At 65.4% G+C, this 16,986-nt stretch carries 18 protein-coding genes; 13 read left to right on the top strand and 5 right to left on the bottom strand.

The window, feature by feature from the left end:
• Positions 1-77: 77 nt before the first annotated feature.
• From gltX to ACXAG6_RS05170, 3 genes are all read right to left on the bottom strand, one after another.
• Positions 78-1,400, bottom strand: a complete 1,323-nt coding sequence (gltX, locus tag ACXAG6_RS05180; RefSeq protein WP_475335691.1) for a glutamate--tRNA ligase — start codon at positions 1,398-1,400, stop codon at positions 78-80.
• 68 nt (positions 1,401-1,468) lie between these two features.
• A complete protein-coding gene (locus ACXAG6_RS05175; RefSeq protein ID WP_475335688.1) occupies positions 1,469-1,930 on the bottom strand; it encodes a DUF1801 domain-containing protein in 462 nt (153 codons plus the stop codon).
• A gap of 253 nt (positions 1,931-2,183) precedes the next feature.
• Complete coding sequence (locus ACXAG6_RS05170; RefSeq protein WP_475335686.1) at positions 2,184-2,564, bottom strand: VOC family protein; 381 nt, start codon at positions 2,562-2,564, stop codon at positions 2,184-2,186.
• A gap of 74 nt (positions 2,565-2,638) precedes the next feature.
• On the opposite strand from ACXAG6_RS05170, the gene soxR reads away from it, so the two are divergent.
• The 6 genes from soxR to ACXAG6_RS05140 all read left to right on the top strand — a co-directional run bounded on the left by soxR (position 2,639) and on the right by ACXAG6_RS05140 (position 6,907).
• A complete protein-coding gene (gene soxR / locus ACXAG6_RS05165) occupies positions 2,639-3,124 on the top strand; it encodes a redox-sensitive transcriptional activator SoxR (RefSeq protein ID WP_475335683.1) in 486 nt (161 codons plus the stop codon).
• A 117-nt stretch (positions 3,125-3,241) separates the two neighbouring features.
• The gene (locus ACXAG6_RS05160) at positions 3,242-3,685 is read left to right on the top strand and encodes a MaoC family dehydratase (protein ID WP_140015987.1); all 444 of its coding nucleotides are present in this window, start codon (positions 3,242-3,244) and stop codon (positions 3,683-3,685) included.
• Between the two features lie 193 nt (positions 3,686-3,878).
• Positions 3,879-4,385: a hypothetical protein gene (locus ACXAG6_RS05155; RefSeq protein WP_475335682.1), complete on the top strand. Its 507-nt coding sequence runs from the start codon at positions 3,879-3,881 to the stop codon at positions 4,383-4,385.
• Between the two features lie 100 nt (positions 4,386-4,485).
• Complete coding sequence (locus ACXAG6_RS05150) at positions 4,486-5,421, top strand: bifunctional riboflavin kinase/FAD synthetase (protein ID WP_475335680.1); 936 nt, start codon at positions 4,486-4,488, stop codon at positions 5,419-5,421.
• Entirely contained in the window at positions 5,418-5,861 is a 444-nt protein-coding gene (locus ACXAG6_RS05145) for a YcgN family cysteine cluster protein (protein WP_475335677.1), read from the top strand. Before ACXAG6_RS05150 ends, ACXAG6_RS05145 begins: the two co-directional genes overlap by 4 nt.
• Complete coding sequence (locus tag ACXAG6_RS05140) at positions 5,861-6,907, top strand: threonine aldolase family protein (protein ID WP_475335675.1); 1,047 nt, start codon at positions 5,861-5,863, stop codon at positions 6,905-6,907. Before ACXAG6_RS05145 ends, ACXAG6_RS05140 begins: the two co-directional genes overlap by 1 nt.
• 61 nt (positions 6,908-6,968) lie before the next feature.
• On the opposite strand, the gene ACXAG6_RS05135 is transcribed toward ACXAG6_RS05140, so the two are convergent.
• Positions 6,969-9,095 (bottom strand): lytic transglycosylase domain-containing protein, encoded by a 2,127-nt coding sequence (locus ACXAG6_RS05135; RefSeq protein WP_475335673.1) that lies wholly within the window; start codon positions 9,093-9,095, stop codon positions 6,969-6,971.
• A 151-nt stretch (positions 9,096-9,246) separates the two neighbouring features.
• Between ACXAG6_RS05135 and dapA the strand changes: the two genes are divergently transcribed.
• From dapA to ACXAG6_RS05105, 6 genes are all read left to right on the top strand, one after another.
• Entirely contained in the window at positions 9,247-10,119 is an 873-nt protein-coding gene (gene dapA, locus ACXAG6_RS05130) for a 4-hydroxy-tetrahydrodipicolinate synthase (RefSeq protein ID WP_475335671.1), read from the top strand.
• Positions 10,119-10,586, top strand: coding sequence for a tRNA (N6-threonylcarbamoyladenosine(37)-N6)-methyltransferase TrmO (gene tsaA / locus ACXAG6_RS05125; protein ID WP_475335669.1), 468 nt, complete (start codon positions 10,119-10,121; stop codon positions 10,584-10,586). Before dapA ends, tsaA begins: the two co-directional genes overlap by 1 nt.
• A gap of 78 nt (positions 10,587-10,664) precedes the next feature.
• Positions 10,665-11,141 carry an SsrA-binding protein SmpB gene (gene smpB / locus ACXAG6_RS05120; protein WP_475335666.1) on the top strand — a complete coding sequence of 159 codons (477 nt, stop codon included), beginning with the start codon at positions 10,665-10,667 and terminating at the stop codon, positions 11,139-11,141.
• A 65-nt stretch (positions 11,142-11,206) separates the two neighbouring features.
• Positions 11,207-12,514, top strand: coding sequence for an SEL1-like repeat protein (locus tag ACXAG6_RS05115; RefSeq protein WP_475335663.1), 1,308 nt, complete (start codon positions 11,207-11,209; stop codon positions 12,512-12,514).
• Between the two features lie 69 nt (positions 12,515-12,583).
• Positions 12,584-13,435: a 3-mercaptopyruvate sulfurtransferase gene (gene sseA, locus ACXAG6_RS05110; protein WP_475335662.1), complete on the top strand. Its 852-nt coding sequence runs from the start codon at positions 12,584-12,586 to the stop codon at positions 13,433-13,435.
• A gap of 93 nt (positions 13,436-13,528) precedes the next feature.
• The gene (locus ACXAG6_RS05105) at positions 13,529-14,713 is read left to right on the top strand and encodes an amino acid aminotransferase (protein WP_475335660.1); all 1,185 of its coding nucleotides are present in this window, start codon (positions 13,529-13,531) and stop codon (positions 14,711-14,713) included.
• A 57-nt stretch (positions 14,714-14,770) separates the two neighbouring features.
• On the opposite strand, the gene ACXAG6_RS05100 is transcribed toward ACXAG6_RS05105, so the two are convergent.
• Complete coding sequence (locus tag ACXAG6_RS05100) at positions 14,771-15,979, bottom strand: cytochrome P450 (protein WP_475335658.1); 1,209 nt, start codon at positions 15,977-15,979, stop codon at positions 14,771-14,773.
• Between the two features lie 145 nt (positions 15,980-16,124).
• Here ACXAG6_RS05100 and ACXAG6_RS05095 point away from each other — a divergent pair, with 145 nt between their 5' ends.
• The gene (locus ACXAG6_RS05095) at positions 16,125-16,868 is read left to right on the top strand and encodes a GntR family transcriptional regulator (protein WP_475335655.1); all 744 of its coding nucleotides are present in this window, start codon (positions 16,125-16,127) and stop codon (positions 16,866-16,868) included.
• Positions 16,869-16,986 lie beyond the last annotated feature (118 nt).

Raw genomic sequence — 16,986 nt, 5'->3', positions numbered from 1 at the left:
CTACTGCACCATAAAGCGCTCCCAAACGGGCGAAAGATGCGCCACCCCGCAGAACGGCACGGCCCGGCTTGGGTGGTTTAAGCGCCCGGTTTCACCTGCATCAAGGCCATGACATCTGCCATTTCCGGCCCGCGCTGGCGGCCTGTGACGGCTTTGCGGAGCGGCATGAAAAGGCCCTTGCCCTTGCGGCCTGTTGCCTCTTTCACGGCGGAGGTCCACTCGCTCCAGGTGGCGTCTGTGTAGGGCGGCTCGCCCAGCATGGCGAAGGCCTCGGCCACGAAATCGGCATCCTCGTCGTCCACCAGCGGGGTGGCGCCTTCGGTGAAGAGCTTCCACCAGTCGGCGAGGTCGGCACGCACGGTGATGTTGTCTTTCGCCACGGACCAGAACCGCTCTTGCTCGGCTTCCGGCACGCCCAGCGCGGCGATTTCGCCCGCCACCGCAGAGAGCGGCTGGGCGGCGAGGTGGCGGTGAGTGAGGGGGAAGAGGTCTTCCACGTCAAACTTGGTGGGGGCGGAGCCGAACTTGGAGAGGTCGAAGCCCTCAATCAGCTCATCATGGGTGCTGCGCAGCTCTATCGGGTCAGCCGAGCCTAGGCGGGCCATGAGAGAGAGCAGCGCCATCGGCTCCACCCCGCGTTCGCGCAGGTCGCGCAGGGCGAGCGTGCCGAGACGTTTGGAAAGCGCCTCGCCCTGCGGGCCGGTGAGCAGCGAGTGGTGGGCGAAGCTGGGGACGTTGCCGCCGAGCGCCTCGATGATCTGGATCTGGGTTGCGGTGTTGGTGACGTGGTCGGAGCCGCGCACCACGTTGGTGATGCCCATTTCGGTATCGTCCACCACCGAGGCGAGGGTGTAGAGCACCTGCCCGTCGCCGCGGATCAGGACCGGATCGGACACGGAGGCGGCGTCGATGGAGATGTCGCCAAGGATGCCGTCATTCCATTCGATGCGCTCATGGTTGAGCTTGAAGCGCCAGTGGCCGGTGCGGCCCTCGTCGCGGTAGGCCTGCTTTTGGGCCTCGGTCAAGTCGAGCGCGGCGCGGTCATAGACCGGCGGCTTGCCCATGTTGAGCTGCTTCTTGCGCTTCAGATCCAGCTCGGTGGGGGTTTCGAAGCACTCGTAGAAGCGGCCAATCTCGCGCAGCTTGTCGGCAGCCTCGGCGTAGCGGTCGAGCCGGGAGGACTGGGTTTCGACCCGGTCCCATGTGAGGCCGAGCCATTCGAGATCCTGCTGGATCGCATCGGCGTATTCGGGCTTGGAGCGCTCCGGGTCGGTATCGTCGAGCCGCAGGATGAACTGGCCGCCGGCCTTGCGGGCGATGAGCCAGTTGAACAGCGCGGTGCGCAGGTTGCCAACGTGCAGGTAGCCGGTGGGAGAAGGGGCGAAACGGGTGGTGGTCATGGCGATGTCCTTGCGGGTCAAGGCCGCGATTTACGCCATGCGGGGCGGGCGCACAACCTTGGTGGGACTTACTGGGGATGGATGGGCCAGCGGGTGGCGAGGTCTTTCAGCCCGGCGCGGATGAGTTCGGCCAGCACGGCCTCGTCAATCTTGGAGAGCCGCCCGAGGTAGAGGCAGGATTTGCCAAGCTTGTGGGGGCCGAGGCGGGCGAGGATGTGGGAGAAATCGGTGTAGCCTGGCATGATGTAGACGACCATGTTGGCCTTGCGCGGCGAGAAGCCGGTGGCGAGGTGGTCGCCTTCGCGGCCTGAGGCGTAGGTGTAGTGGTAGCGCCCGAAGCCGATGATGGAGGGGCCCCACATTGTGGGCGCGTAGCCGGTGGTTTTGCTGAACAGATCGATCAGGCGCATGGCGTCTTCACGGCGGCCCGGGTGGGTGACGCTGTTGCAGAAGGCGCGTGGGTCGGCCTGTGTTGGCTGGGTGGCGTTGGTTGGCTGGGCGGCGTTTGTTTTTTGGTTGGTTTTGGCCATGGCCGGAAGCATGGCCGAGGGCCGGGCGGCCCGTCAACACGGGGACCGAGTGTAGGGTGGGTTCTGCCGACCATATGGGGCCCGTGCCTGGGGAGCGCGTGATGCGGTGCGACACGGTGGTGGGTTTCACCCACCCTACTTGAGTTGGCGCGGGCCGAGGGAAAGGCCCGCGCCGCTGCGGCTCTGTGACGGGCCTTGGGGGGAAGGACCGAGCCGTTAGGGCCTGTTTACGCGCGGGGCGTAAAGATTCGGTTTATGCGTAACTGATGACCTCGTATTCCACCCCGTCCCAATCATCGAAATAGAAGCGGCGGCCCGGCTCGTAATCGGCGTGGGCATGGGGGGTGAGGCCATGCGCCTTTACCCGGGCTTCGACGGCATCGAGATCTTCCACCACCACGCCGATATGGTTGAGCCCGCCGGTGACATGGTAGGTCGATTGGGCTGCGGCCTCCTGATCGTGGTGCCGATAGAGCGCCACGTAGCTTTCCTTGCCGCCCACATGGGCCGTTTCGCCGCCGTGGATCGAGCTGCCGCGCCAGCGCTGCTTCCAGCCGAAGAGATCATCAAGCAGCGCCACTGCGCGATCGAGGTCGGAGACGGTGACATTCACATGTTCCAGTTGGGCGGCCATTGGGTGTTCTCCTTGCTATGGTGCGATTCGGACCCTACTAGCTAAAGTTAACTTTAGATCAAGAGGTATTCGGGATGTCAGGAAAACTGCGTGCGGGAGATGTGCTGAGCATCGGGCAATTCGCCCAGCGGGCCGGGCTGGCGGTGAGTGCGTTGCGGTATTACGAGGCGGAGGGGCTGATTGCGCCGATGCGGGCGCCCTCGGGGCAGAGGCGCTTCAGGCGGGCCGACATTCGGCGGGTCAGCTTTATTCGGATTGCACAGCAGTTTGGCTATACGCTGCCGCAGATCAAGGCGCTGATGGCGGGGCTGCCGGAGGGGCGCACCCCGACGGCGAAGGATTGGCGGGATATTTCGGCGCTGTTCCGTGACACGCTGGACCAGAGGATCGAGACGTTGCGCAAGATGCGGGATGATCTGGACGGCTGTATTGGCTGCGGTTGCCTCAGCCTGGAGAAATGCAAGCTCTACAACCAGCAGGACAAGGCCGCCACGCGCGGGGCCGGGCCACGCTACCTGATGGGCGACCGCTCGGATGAGATCAGCGAGACGGGCGTGTGAGGATTGGGCGCGCAGGATAGTTGCGACATTAGTGCTGATTTCGGAATTTTCTTGCTTTGCCATATTGCCGCATTGCAGCGGAGGCGCTATATCGACCGCATGACGGAGGAGACCGAGATGCTCGACAACATGCCCCGCGGGACGATCTGCATCGAAGATATCGAGATCGGGATGACGCGCAGCCTGCGCAAGGTTGTCACCGACCGCGATATCGAGCTTTTTGCCGAGGTCTCGACCGACCATAACCCAGTGCACCTCGATGACGCCTATGCGCAGGACACCATCTTTGAGGGCCGCATTGCCCACGGGATGCTGACGGCGGGGCTGATCTCGGCGGTGATCGGGGAGCAGCTTCCGGGCCATGGCACGGTGTATCTTGGCCAGTCTCTGAAGTTTCTCGCGCCGGTGCGCCCTGGAGATATGGTGCTGGCCGAGGTGGAGGTGATGGAGATTGACCACCGCAAGCGGCGGGTGCAACTCGACACCCGCTGCATGGTGGAGGGCAAGGTAGTGCTGAAGGGGGAGGCCATGGTGCTGGCGCCCTCGGCCAAGTTCGACTGAGGGCTGGTATTCGTTCCTGTGCCGGTGGCGGGCGATTGATGGGTTCGGACGGTGGGTTTTACCCACTCTACGCGTTCCTGAGGTTCGTGACCCGCCGCTCGCCGGGCCAGCGTTAACCTGCCGTTAACCACTTATCCGCTCCACTGAGGGCTCCCTGTCGGCCCTGCGCCGCCTGTTGCCTGTGGAGTTCCGAATGCGCCGATCCGTCCTTGCCTTGCTCGCCCTGCCCCTCCTGTGGCTCACCGGATGCGGCCCTGCGATTGAGGTTTCCAAGCCGTTCAGCGCCCGCGAGGTGGACTATATCAAACGGCCCGGCAGCGCGACGGTCACCGGGCAGGCCTTCTTTCGGCAGCGCGGCGGCGGAGTTGTGACCTGTGCGGGCTACGATGTGCTGCTGGTGCCGGCGGGGGGCTATGCCAAAGAGTTCGTCACCCGGGCCTTTGGCAATGTGCAGGGTGGGTCGATCCCGGTGATCCTCATGCCCAAGATCAAACACCCGCCAGCCTTTGCTCAGTACCAGCGCAAGGCGACCTGCGATGCGGAGGGAGACTTTGAATTCAGGGCGGTGCCGAACGGCGACTACTACATCTTCTCGGGCATTCTCTGGGAGGTGCCCAACCAGATCATCCCCGAGGGCGGGGCACTGGCCAAGTTCCTAAGGGTCAGCGGCGGGCGCTCGGAGCGGGTGATTGTGAACTGAGGAACCGTCCCGAGGGTGCCCGCCCACCCGAGCGCAGCGCGGCCGCCGAAAGCCCCTGCCGACCTTGCGCTCCCCCGCCCCCGGCGCTACCTCAGGCCCCATGCGGACCATCCAGAGCCTCTCCGATTTCCCGCCCGACCTGCGCGGTGCCAGCCTTGCCATCGGCAATTTTGACGGGGTCCACCTGGGCCATCAGGCTGTGCTGGAGCAGGCCCGGGCCGCCGCGCCGGGCGCGCCGCTGGGCGTACTCACCTTCGAGCCGCATCCGCGAGAAGTGTTCCAGCCCGCCGCCCCGCCCTTTCGCCTGATGAACGCCGAGGCCCGCGCGCACCGGCTGGAAAAGCTGGGCGTGGATCTGCTGGTGGAACTGCCTTTCAACGAGACCTTTCGGTCGCTCACCGATGTTGCCTTTTGCCGGGAAGTGCTGGCCGAGGGCATCGGCGCGGCGCATGTCACGGTCGGGTCTGATTTTCGCTATGGGAAGGGCCGCGCCGGCGATGTCGGCTCGCTCGCGCGTGACGGGGGCGAGATGGGCTTTGGCGTCAGCATCGCCGAACTCAAAGCGCTGCCGGGTGTGGGTGAGATCAGCTCCACCGCGATCCGTGAGGCGCTCACCGAGGGCCGCCCGCGCGAGGCCGCCGCGATGCTGGGCCATTGGCACCGGATCGAGGGGCCGGTGATTCACGGGGCCAAGCGGGGCCGCGAGTTGGGCTATCCGACGGCCAACATGGGCCTGCCCCGGCTGCATCGGCCCGCCTTTGGGGTGTATGCCGTGCTGGCAGAGGTGCTGGACGGGCCGCACAGGGGGAAGCACCGGGGCGTGGCCAGCCTTGGCATTCGCCCGATGTTCGAGGGGGATGCGCCCAACCTCGAAACCTTCCTGTTTGACTTCACCGGTGATCTTTATGGCGCCCATCTTTCGATCGGGCTTGTCGAGTTTCTGCGGCCCGAGGCAAAATTCGACGGGCTGCCTGCGCTGATCGAGCAGATGCAGCGCGACGAGGCCCGCGCGCGCGACATTCTGGCATCGTTATGAGGCCGCGCTTCTGGGAGCGACCGCTGGGCGAGCTGACGGGCGAGGAGTGGGAGGCGCTGTGCGACGGCTGCGGCAAGTGCTGCCTGAACAAGCTGGAAGACGAGGAGACTGGCGAGGTTGTCTTTACCCGCATCGCCTGCCGGCTGTTTGATGACAGCAAATGCCGTTGCTCGAATTATGACGTGCGCCTGAAGATCGTGCCGGAATGCGTGGTGCTGCGCCCAGAGACCATGAACAAGACCGCCTATTTCATGCCCGAGAGCTGCGCCTATCGGCTGCGCCACGAGGGCAAGCCCCTGCCCAGCTGGCATCCGCTTGTCACCGGCGATCCGCAGAGCACCGCCAAGGCGGGCCGGGCGGTGAAGGGCCCCACCTTTCCCGAGTTCGACATTCCGGAGGATGACTGGGAGGATTACGTGGCAGAAGAGGAAGACCTGTAATGCATTTCGCCTCCGACAACACCGGCCCCGCCCACCCCGCCGTGATGGAAGCGCTTGTCGCCGCCAACGAGGGCTACGCCATGCCCTATGGCAGCGATCCGCTGTCGCAGCAGGTTGTGGAGCAGGTCCGCGAGGCCTTCGAGGCCCCCGAGGCCGTGGTGCTTTTGGCGGCCACCGGCACCGCCGCCAATGTGCTGCTGCTCTCGACGCTGGCCGAGCCTTACGAGACCATCTTTTGCTCGACCTGCGCCCATATCCACGAAGACGAGTGCAACGCGCCGGAGATGTTCTCTGGCGGCACCAAGCTGACCCTTGTGCCCCATGAGGCCGGAAAAATCAGCCCCGCTGACCTTGAGGCGGTGATCGCGAATGAGGGCACGCGGGGCGTGCATGGGCCCAAGCGCGGGCCGGTTTCGCTAACGCAGGCCACCGAGAAGGGCGCGGTTTATACGCTTGAGGAAGTTGCGGCGCTCACCGGCGTGGCGCGCCGTTTTGGGCTGGCGACCCATATGGATGGTGCGCGCTTTGCCAATGCGGTGACCCATCTTGGCTGCACCCCCGCGGAAGCGAGTTGGAAGGCGGGGGTGGATGCGCTGAGCTTCGGGGGCACCAAGAACGGGCTGCTTGGGGTTGAGGCGATGGTGCTCTTTGACCCGGCGAAGGGCGAAGAGCTTGAGTATCGTCGCAAGCGCGGGGCGCAGCTGTTTTCGAAGCACCGCTACCTTGCCGCGCAGATGAGCGCCTATCTGACCAATGACCTCTGGCTGGAAACGGCCAACACCGCAAATGCAGCCGCCGCTGCGCTGGCGCGTGGCATCGAAGCAGCGGGCGGGCGGCTTTTGGCACCGCAGGAAAGCAACCTGATCTTTGCCGATCTGCCCCGCGCCGCCCATCAGCGGCTGAAGGCGGCGGGGGCGGAATACCACATTTACGTGGGCGAGTTGGACGGCGACGACCCGGATGAGATGCTCACGGCCCGGCTGGTGTGTGACTGGAGTGCGCGCGAGGCGGATATTGCCCATTTCTGCGAGATTGCGGCGGGCTGATTGAGCCTGCGCACGGTTCGCGGCGGCGACGGGGGCGAAGGGGGCGAAGGGGGCGGAGCGCCTAGTTTGGCACCCCGTGGAGCATCTTGGTGAACTCAAGCTCCTCGACCCGCCCGGTCAGCCTTGCGCGGTAGACTGGGATGCTCTCGGTCACGCGCATGACGTAGTTGCGGGTTTCGCGGAACGGGATCATCTCGATCCAATCCACCACATCGACGCCGGGATAGCGCGGATCGCCCCTGTCGCTGACCCAGTTGACCGCGCGGCCCGGGCCGGCGTTGTAGCCGACCGACACCAGCACCGGCGCGTTGCCGAAGATGTCGATGAGGCCCGCAAGATAGGCGGTGCCGAGTTGGGCGTTATAGACGGGGTCTTCTGTCAGCTTGCCGATGTCGTAGCGCACCTTCAGCTCGCCGGCCATATCCTTGGCGGTGCCGGGCATGAGTTGCATCAGCCCGCGCGCCCCGGCGGGGCTGATCACCACGGGATCAAACTCGCTTTCGCGGCGGGCGATGGACAGGGCCAGCTCATCGGGCACCGGCCAATCGGTTTTGGCCATTTCGTGCAGCGGGTAATAGGCCGCCGGGATCATGATGCCGTTGCGGGCGACCTTCTTGGCGATTTTCAGCGCCAGATGAACCTCGCCGCGCTCGATCATCAGGGCGCCAAGACTGCCGGCCTCGGGACGGTCCAGCGTGCTGGCGAGGTGGGTCAGGAAGCGTTCGGCCTGATTGGCCTCGCCCTCTTCGATCATCCGCAGGCCGACGGCGAGCACATCGGAACTAGCAAAGCTGGTGTCTTCGAGCGCCGGAAACTCTTCACGGCCCGTGAGGGTGACATCCATCGGCAGCCCTGCGGCCTCGGCGGCGAGCAGGCCGTAGTAGCTGGTTTGGTATTGAGCGCCGTAGGCATAGGCATCGCGGGCCTTCTCGGCATCGCCCAGATCGGTATAGGCGCGGCCCAGCCAATAGCCCGCCCGGCCAAGGCTGATCGGCGTTTCCACCGCCTCGCCGAACCGCTCGAAGTGCCAGAGGGCCAGCTCGGGATCCTGGAGGAACCGCAGGGCGATGAAGCCCGAGAGCCACTCCAGATCGGCATAGTCGGACCCATCGGCCAGAAAATGCCGCGAGGCCAGCGCGTAGGCCTCCGCCACCTCGCCTTCGCGCAGCTTGGTGCGCGCGTAGATGCGCCGGTAGTTGGACCATAGCTCGGCCCGGCCCAGCGCCTCGGCAGAGCTGGAGCGCTCCACCATCAGCTCTTCCGCCCCCTCGTGCAGACCCTTGCGGACGCGCCAGTTGTAGCGCTCCCAGACAAGCCCAGCGTTATCCTGCAGCGCCTCGGGCACGGCCTCGATCTTGGCATCCACGCCCGCCGCCCGGGCACGTAGCGCCATGCGGGCCTCGGCGAGTTTTTGCCAATCTTCGCCCACGCGCCCCATCTGGCGCAGCGCGGCTGTGCGGCTGTCACGCCAGAGCAGGTCATCAAGGCGGGCTTCGTGGTGGGGGGCGAGAATCTCTTCGTATTGCGAGAGCAGCGCGCGCTCGACATCGGCGTTCAGCGTGCGGGTGCGCCAAGCCAGAACTGCCAGCGCGGCGGCGTCCCCATCTTCGCCGCGGGCAAGGTGCGCCTCGACAAGACGTAGCACGCCCATTGCGGTTTCGGGGATCTTGTCTCCGAAGTAGGTGACGACCTTTTCGGGGTCTTCGCCGCGCCCGATTGAGGCCTCTCCCCGGTCATGAATATACTGGGGCGAGGGCCAGTCGGAATGGTCGCGCAGGAAAGCGATATACTCGTCAAACTCGCCACCGCCGCCGCGCAGCTTGGCCCATTGCACGTAGCGCTCCATCACCGGGCTATCGCGCTTGGCGGAGAACAGCGCCTGACCCCAATCGCCACGCTCCAGCGCCCGCATCATCTTGGTGAAATCGCTGGCCTGTTTGGGCCGGGAGGGCGGCGGTTTGGCGGCGAGAGCGACACCTTCGAGCGCGGGGGCGCGGGGCAGCGGGCCAAGCTCGGCGTCGGGTGCCTTGCCCTCCTCGCCTTCCTCGGCCTCCAACGCAGCCTCCTGCACCGCCTCCGGCCCGGGCTCACCCCCGGCCCCTGCCGACGACTCAGTGGCCTGCGCCAAGGCAGGCGAAAGGGCCACGAGCCAAGCGGTGGCGAGAAGCGACAGGACAAGACGAGGCATGGCTCGGGTGGGCTCCGGAGCAGGCGAGACGGTTTGGGAGAGTGTAGCGCTTCATGGTTAATGAACAATACAACAACTTGGCATTGCCGCGTGGTGGCTCTATAGCTCCGCCCGGATGGGGATTTGGCCGCAAAAAGAGGAGGGCTCTCACATGTTCCAGGGATCAATTCCAGCGCTGGTGACGCCCTTCAAACACGGCGAGCTTGATCTTGAGAGCTTTGAAGCGCTCATCGAGTGGCACATTGCCGAGGGCTCAAGCGGATTTGTGCCGGTCGGCACCACCGGCGAAAGCCCGACGCTGACCCATGCCGAACATGACGCGGTTGTGGCCGCCTGTGTGAAGGCCGCCGCGGGCCGGGTGCCGGTGATTGCGGGCGCAGGCTCCAACTCGACGCGCGAGACGGTGCGCCTCGTCGAGGCCGCAAAGGACGCCGGGGCCGATGCCGCGCTTGTCGTCACGCCTTACTACAACAAGCCCACGCAAGCGGGGCTGATCGCGCATTTCGAGGCCGCCGCCGAAGTTGGCCTGCCGATCATCATCTACAACATTCCGCCGCGCTCGGTGGTCGACATGCTGCCGGGCACCATGGCCGAGCTAGCGAAGAACCCCAACATCATCGGGGTGAAGGACGCCACCGCCGACCTTGCCCGAGTTGCGATCACCCGCGAGATGTGCGGGCCGGAGTTCATCCAGCTTTCGGGCGAAGACCCGACGGCGGTGGGCTACAACGCGATGGGTGGCGTGGGCTGTATCAGCGTGACGGCCAATGTGGCCCCGCGCCTGTGCGCCGAGATGCAGGCGGCCACTTTGGCTGGCGATTACGCCAAGGCGCTGGAGTATCAGGACAAGCTGATTCCGCTGCACCGCGCGATCTTTGCCGAGCCGGGGTTGTGCGGCGCGAAATACGGCCTTTCGGTGCTGGGCAAATGCGCCGATGACGTGCGCCGCCCGCATGTGCAGGTGTCGGACTTCGTGAAGGGCCAGATCGAAGACGCGATGCGCTTCGCCGGCCTTATCAACTGATGAAACCGCCCCGCGAGGGCGAGGTGCGGCTGGACTATGATCCGGCAGAGCGCGTTGACGCGGGGCTTCATTTTATCGGCATGATCCGCTCGGATTGGCGCGAGGGCAAGGCCCCGAAGAACCTGCGGCTTTCGCGCGCGCAGGGCGGCGGATCGGCGCGGGTTGAACTGCATGAGCAATTCGTCCCCGCGCTGGAGGGGCTGAAGCCCGGCGACTGGGTGATGCTGCTTTACTGGACGGGCGAGGCGCGGCGAGACCTGCTGGTGCAGACCCCGCGCCACGCAGACGGGCCGCGCGGCACCTTTTCGCTCCGCTCGCCGGCCCGCCCCAACCCGGTGGCCCTTGGCTGCGTGCGGATTGAGGCCATAGAGGGCCGCACGCTGCATATCGACGCCACGGATGCCTTTGACGGGACGCCGGTGGTGGATATTAAGCCGTGGATCGAGACGGTGGACAGCCCTGCGTAGGTCGAACCTTGTGTCGCCTTCCCTTTCCACGCCCCCGCCCCTTTCCCCGGCCCCGCTCAGCCCCTATATCCCCTCTCCATGGCCAAGAAAGATGACAACCCCAACTACAAGGTGATCGCCGAGAACCGGAAGGCGCGGCACGACTATGCCATCGAGGACGATCTTGAGGTGGGTATCATTCTGGAAGGCTCGGAAGTGAAGTCGCTCCGGCAGAACACCAGCCAGATCAACGAGAGTTATGCCGCTGTCGAGGATGGGGAGTTGTGGCTGGTGAACGGCTATATCGCGCCCTACGCGCAGGCCAAGACCTTTGGCCATGAGGAGCGGCGGCGCCGGAAGCTGCTGGTGTCGAAGAAGGAGCTGGCGCGGCTGTGGAACGAGACCCAGCGCAAGGGCATGACGCTGGTGCCGCTGGTGCTTTACTTCAACCACCGCGGCATCGCGAAGATGAAGATCGGGATCGCCAAGGGCAAGAAGAACACCGACAAGCGCCAGACCGAGGCCAAGCGCGACTGGAATCGCCAGAAGCAGCGGCTGCTGAAGCAGGGCGGCTGAAAAGCCGGTTGCGTGACGAACTCATCCGATTAACCTGATCCAAACGAGTGGTTAAGCGGTACTCCATGAACAAGTTTCTCATCCCGGGCCTGGCTCTCGCCTGTGCGGCGGCTCTCACGGCCTATACCGCCTTTCGGGGCAACGAGACGCCGTCGCCCTCAGGCGGCTCCGCGACCTCCGCAAGCACGTTGCCCTCCGAACGGCTCGCATACCGTCGCCCGCAGACCGGGGTGGAACGCATTCCGCCCGGCCCGCCGCGAGACCCGGCCCTCGCCCCGACCGAGCCCATCGTCCCTTGGGACAGCAGTGCGCTTCAGAGCTGGATGGAAGCCACCCGCGATGCCATGGCTGCCAAGATCACTGACGAGGCCGTACACGCCCGCGCCAATGACCGGACCCGGCGCCAGTCAGGTGGAAAGCCGGCCGGGCGATACTTTGACGTCACCTACGACGCGGTCGACACGCTGTTCAATGCAACGAATGAGACCGACCGGAAACACGCCTTCTTCATCCTCCTCAGCACTGCCCTCGACGGCGACGCGACGGCATACCACAACCTCGGCAACTACCTGAGCGAGCACCCGGACCACGAGGGCGCAGAGCACAGCGCGGCGCTTTGGCGACGCGCCGCCGACCGCGATTTTCTGCCGTCCATCGTCAACACCGTTGATGCGATGGCCCGCGCCACCCCGCCCACCGCGCCCGACATTCAGGAGGCCTATCTGCGCTACGGCCTCGACCTCGACGCGGAATGGGGCGGATGGCACATTCTCAACTTCATCCGAAACTTCTACGCCTTCGATTACCCTGAGCGCCCTGATGACGGCTACCTGATGCGCACCGCCGAGCGCTATCGCAAGCTGGGCGATGAGAAACTGGCGCTGACCACAGAGTTGCAGCTGAGGGTTTCGCTCGAGCGGCTGCCCGCCGATTACCCCCGCGAGCTGGTGCTGAGCCGCCGCCTTGCCGCGTTGGGCGATGTCTGGGGCATGAACCTTGCCGGAAATGCCTACAAGAACGGGCTTGGCACAGCGCGAGACAATGACCTTGCCCGGGACTACCTTGTTGCCTGCCTCAAGGTGCAACTGAACGACGCTTATTGCGCCCTGAGCCTCGGCGCACTCTATAACCAGTATTCGCGCAACTTTGTCGACGCGCCGCTCGGGGCTGCTTTCTACTACCACGCTGCCGAAACATCGGGCTCCGCTGATTTCCGAAACGGTCTGCGCTATGCCCGTGGCCTGGAGGCAGAGATGTCGGCCGCGGACAAGGCGCTGACACAGAGCTACCTCGCGTCGATCCGTGCCGGGGACTTCTCCGCCCTGCCGCATGTGCGTGACGCACGCCCTCTGCCGCCGCCGCCCGCTGACTAGACGGCGCACCCTTGCCAGCCCGCCGCCATGGCGCTAACCCTCGCCTGCGATGCGAGAGGGGAGCGACCCATGGCCGACGATCCGAAGACGCTGGTTTCTACCGACTGGCTTGCCAAGCACCTGAAAGACCCGGACCTGCGGCTGCTGGATGCCTCATGGTATCTGCCCGCGATGAACCGCGATGCGCGGGCCGAGTACGACAAGGCGCATATTCCCGGCGCACGGTTCTTCGACATTGACGAGATTTCCGACGCCCGCTCGGACCTGCCGCACATGGCGCCGCCGGTTGAAAAGTTCATGTCCCGGATGCGGGCGATGGGCGTTGGCGACGGGCATCAGGTGGTGGTTTATGACGGAGCGGGGCTGTTTTCGGCCGCGCGCGTTTGGTGGCTGTTCAAGCTGATGGGCAAGAAGGATGTGGCGGTGCTCGACGGCGGCCTGCCCAAGTGGCTGGCCGAGGAGCGCCCGGTGGAAGACATGCCGCCGATCGTGCGCGACCGGCATATGACCGTGCAGCGGCAGGCCGATATGGTGAAGGATGTGACCCAGGTTGCCGCCGCTTCCAAGCTGGGCGACTGGCAGATCGTCGACGCCCGAGCGCCCGAGCGCTTTGCCGGTGTCGCGCCGGAGCCGCGCGAGGGGCTGCGGGCGGGGCATATCCCCGGTTCCAAGAATCTGCCGTTTGGCAACTTGCTGAAGCCGGATGGCACCATGAAGCAGGGGCAAGCGCTGCGCGATGCCTTTGAGGATGCGGGGGTGGATCTTTCCAAGCCCGTCATCACCTCCTGCGGCTCGGGTGTGACGGCTGCGGTATTGTCGCTCGGGCTGGAGGTGCTGGGCCACCCGCGCCACGCGCTTTATGATGGCAGCTGGTCCGAGTGGGGGCTTTACGACGATCTGGCGATTGAAACCGGGCGGTGACAGGTGGGCGGACCGCCCTGCCACGCCGTGCGATGCCCCTTGCTGATCCGATCGACCTGAGCCAGTTTCTCGCAACCACGTTCGGAGACTGCCATGCTTGAAGCCATCCCGCCCCGCGAGGAAGACAAGATTCTGCGCCTGATGAAGCTCTTCGCGGAGGATCCGCGGATGGGCAAGATCGACCTCGGCGTCGGTGTTTACCACGACGCAGAGGGGCGCACGCCGATCTTTGGCGCGGTGAAGGCCGCCGAGCAGCGGCTTGTCGAGCAGCAGGAGAGCAAAGGCTATGTGGGGCTGGCGGGCGACCCGGCGTTTCACCGCGCGATGGCCGGGCTGGTGCTGGGCGCTTTGGCCGAGACCCTGCCCTATGCGGCCTGTGGCACGCCGGGGGGCACAGGCGCTGTGCGGCAGGGGTTTGAGCTGATGAAGCTGGCGGGCAATCCGCAGCGGCGCATCTGGCTGCCCGATCCGAGCTGGATCAATCATGGCTCCATTCTTGATACGCTGGGCATCCCGCGCGCCGAATACCGCTATTATGACGCGGCCACCGGGGGCATCGACCGGGACGGGATGCTGGAAGACCTTGGCCGCGCCGCGCCGGGCGATGTGGTGCTGCTGCATGGGTGCTGCCACAACCCGACTGGCGCGGACCTCAGCCTGCAAGATTGGGCCGAGCTGACCCGGCTGCTTGCCGCGCGGGGCCTTACCCCCTTTGTCGACCTCGCCTATCAGGGCTTCGGCGATGGGCTGGAGGCCGATGTGGCCGGGCTGCGCGACATGGTGGCGGCGCTGCCGGAGACCATCATCACCGTCTCCGCCTCCAAGAACTTCGGGCTTTACCGGGAGCGGGTGGGTTGCGTGATTGCCCCCTGCGCCGATCCGAAGGCCCGTGACATGACCCATGCAGCGCTGGCTTGGCTGAACCGGCAGAACTATGCCTTTCCGCCCGATCACGGGGCGCGGGTGGTGACGGAGATTCTGACCGATCCGGGCCTGCGCGCCGATTGGCAGGGCGAGCTTGACGGGATGCGCGAGCGGATGAAGGCCAACCGCACCGCGCTGGCCGCAGAGCTGCGCCGCCTGACCGGCTCGGACCGCTTTGGCTTTTTGCAGGCGCATAAGGGGATGTTTACCCAGCTGGGGCTGACCCCCGCGCAGGTGATGGCACTGCGCGAGGAGCATGGGCTTTACATGGTAGAGGACAGCCGGATCAACCTTGCGGGGCTGACCGATGCCACCATCCCCCCGGCGGCCGAAGCGATTGCTGCGGCGCTGTGATGCAGAGGGCGGGGCGTGCCCCGTCGTTGCAGGCGCATCACGGCATGATGGCGGGGATCAGCCGAGCACGACCGGCAGGTTGAGCGGGCCACGGAAGCCCCAGCCGCTCCAGACCACATCTTCTGGCTCGGCCAGCCGGATGTTGGGATATTTCTCGAAGATCATCGGCAGCATCACCTGCCCCACGGCCCGGCGGGCAACGTGGGTGCCTTGGCAAAAGTGCGGGCCGTTGCCGAAGCTCTGGTGCGGGTTGCTCTTGCGGTAGACGTTGAACAGGTGGCCATCTTCGAACACCTCCTCATCCCAATTGGCGGAGGCTTGCAGGGTCATCACCGTGGAGTGCTTGGGGATGTGGTAGCCACGGATCTCGGTGTCTTCCAGCACGTAGCGGCCCGAAACGGAGATGGGCGCGACCCAGCGCACGCCCTCCTCGAAAGCCTTCACCCAATCACCGCCTTCCTTCACCTGCTCCAACTGGTCGGGATTGGTCAGCAGGCCGTAGAGGATGGTGCAGAGCGCGTCGCGCGGCTCGTTGATGCCGCCGCCGATGGCGATTTTGATGTTGGCGTGAATCTGGCTGAGCGGGATCGGGTTTTCGGCGTTCAGCATGACCGAAAAGGCCGAGTTGTTGGGGTGTTCGCGGTGGCGCGGCTCAAGCCGGGCGAAGAGCGCATCCATTTCGTCGTTGGCGGCCTCGGAGCGGGCGAAGATCTCTTCGTTCTCGCCAAAGTTGCCTGCACCGTCGATCAGCGCTTGTGACCAGCGGATCATTTCGGCGTCGCTGGCCTCTTCCAGCCCGAGCAGCACCGCAAGGCCACGGGCAGCGTAGGGTGCGGCGAGCATTGGAAACAGGTCGACCACCTCGCCTTTGGGCAGACGGTCCAGATACTCCTCAGCAACCTTCTGGTAGCGCGGCACCCAATCCTGTGTGATGACCTTGGGGCTGAATGCGCCCTGCATCGCGCCACGCTCGCATTTGTGCTCTTCGCCGTCCTTACGCATCAGCGTGTGGGCCCGGAAGGCGCGGTGCATCGGGGTGATCGGGTCGTTGGAGGAGAAGATTTGCGGGTTGTCCTTCACGTATTTCGTGTCGGCCCATTTGGAGAGGAGGATGCGGTTCATCCCCGGCACGCGCACCACCGGCATGTCGCGGCGCAGGCGGGCGTAGATGGGGTAGGGATCGCGTGTGAGCGCCTCAAGGTTGATGCTTTCGTCTACCGGCACCGGCTTGCCGCCTGCCTGCACTTCGGTTGCTGTATCGCTCATGCTTTCCTCCCCTGCCGGGCGGCCCAACCGACTCGCCCACCGGCAAAACTGTATACCGTTTGCGCGGTAATGCCAATATAGGAACACCGATGCTTGGATATTGCCGCCAAACAGTATACAGATAGAGCAGAAGGACGGAGGATGCATGGCGGACGGCGGGAAGCTCAGGAACATCGACAACGCGGTGCGCATACTGCGGGACCGCATCCTTTCTGGCGGGCTGCCGAAGGGCGCGCATCTATCTGAAACAGCGGCAGCAGAGATGCTGGGCCTTTCGCGCACGCCAACGCGGGAGGCGCTGGCGCAGCTGGTAGAGGAAGGCTTGCTGGAGCGCGGGGCCTCGGGGCGCTGCACGGTGCGCGCGCTAACGCGGGATGACGTGGCAGACGCCATCGAGTTGCGCGGCGTGCTGGAGGGCATGGTGCTGCGGCTGGCGGCCGAGCGCGGGCCGGATGCGGCGGCGCTCGCAGAGGTCGAGGCCCGCGCGGAGGAGATTGAGGCGGTGATCCACACCGGGGCGCAGGCGTTGGATTTTGAGCGCTATGCCGAGCTGAACGCCGCCTTCCACGCGGCCCTTGCCCGGCTGGCCGCCTCTCCGCTGCTGGAGCGGGAATTGCTGCGCGCTCACCGGCTGCCACTGGCCTCGCCCTCGGCCTTTCTGGGCAGTCAGGCGGCGCAGCTGGAATTTCGGCGCTCGCTGATCATTGCGCAAAGCCAGCACCGCGCCATGCTGGCCGCCGTCACTGCCCGTGAAGGCAGCCGCGCCGAGGCGCTGGGGCGCGAACATGCCCGGCTGGCACGGCAGAACTTTGACGCCGCTCTGCGGCTCAGGCCTGAAGGCGGGGTTGGCGAGATTCCGGGGCTGGCGCTGGTTTCTGCACCGACCTGACAGCGAAGAATATACTTACAAAATGACGTATCCCCGCCGTTTTTTGGCCTTCTTTACCGAGCATCAATGCAGCATCAAAACTGTGGGTAGGGGCCCGAATGCAGTTAAAGGAGGCTCC

Source organism: Vannielia sp. ABF1_015 (genome assembly GCF_056160745.1).
The sequence above is the reverse complement of the archived record's forward strand: the minus strand, read 5'-3'. Positions and strand labels throughout refer to the sequence as shown.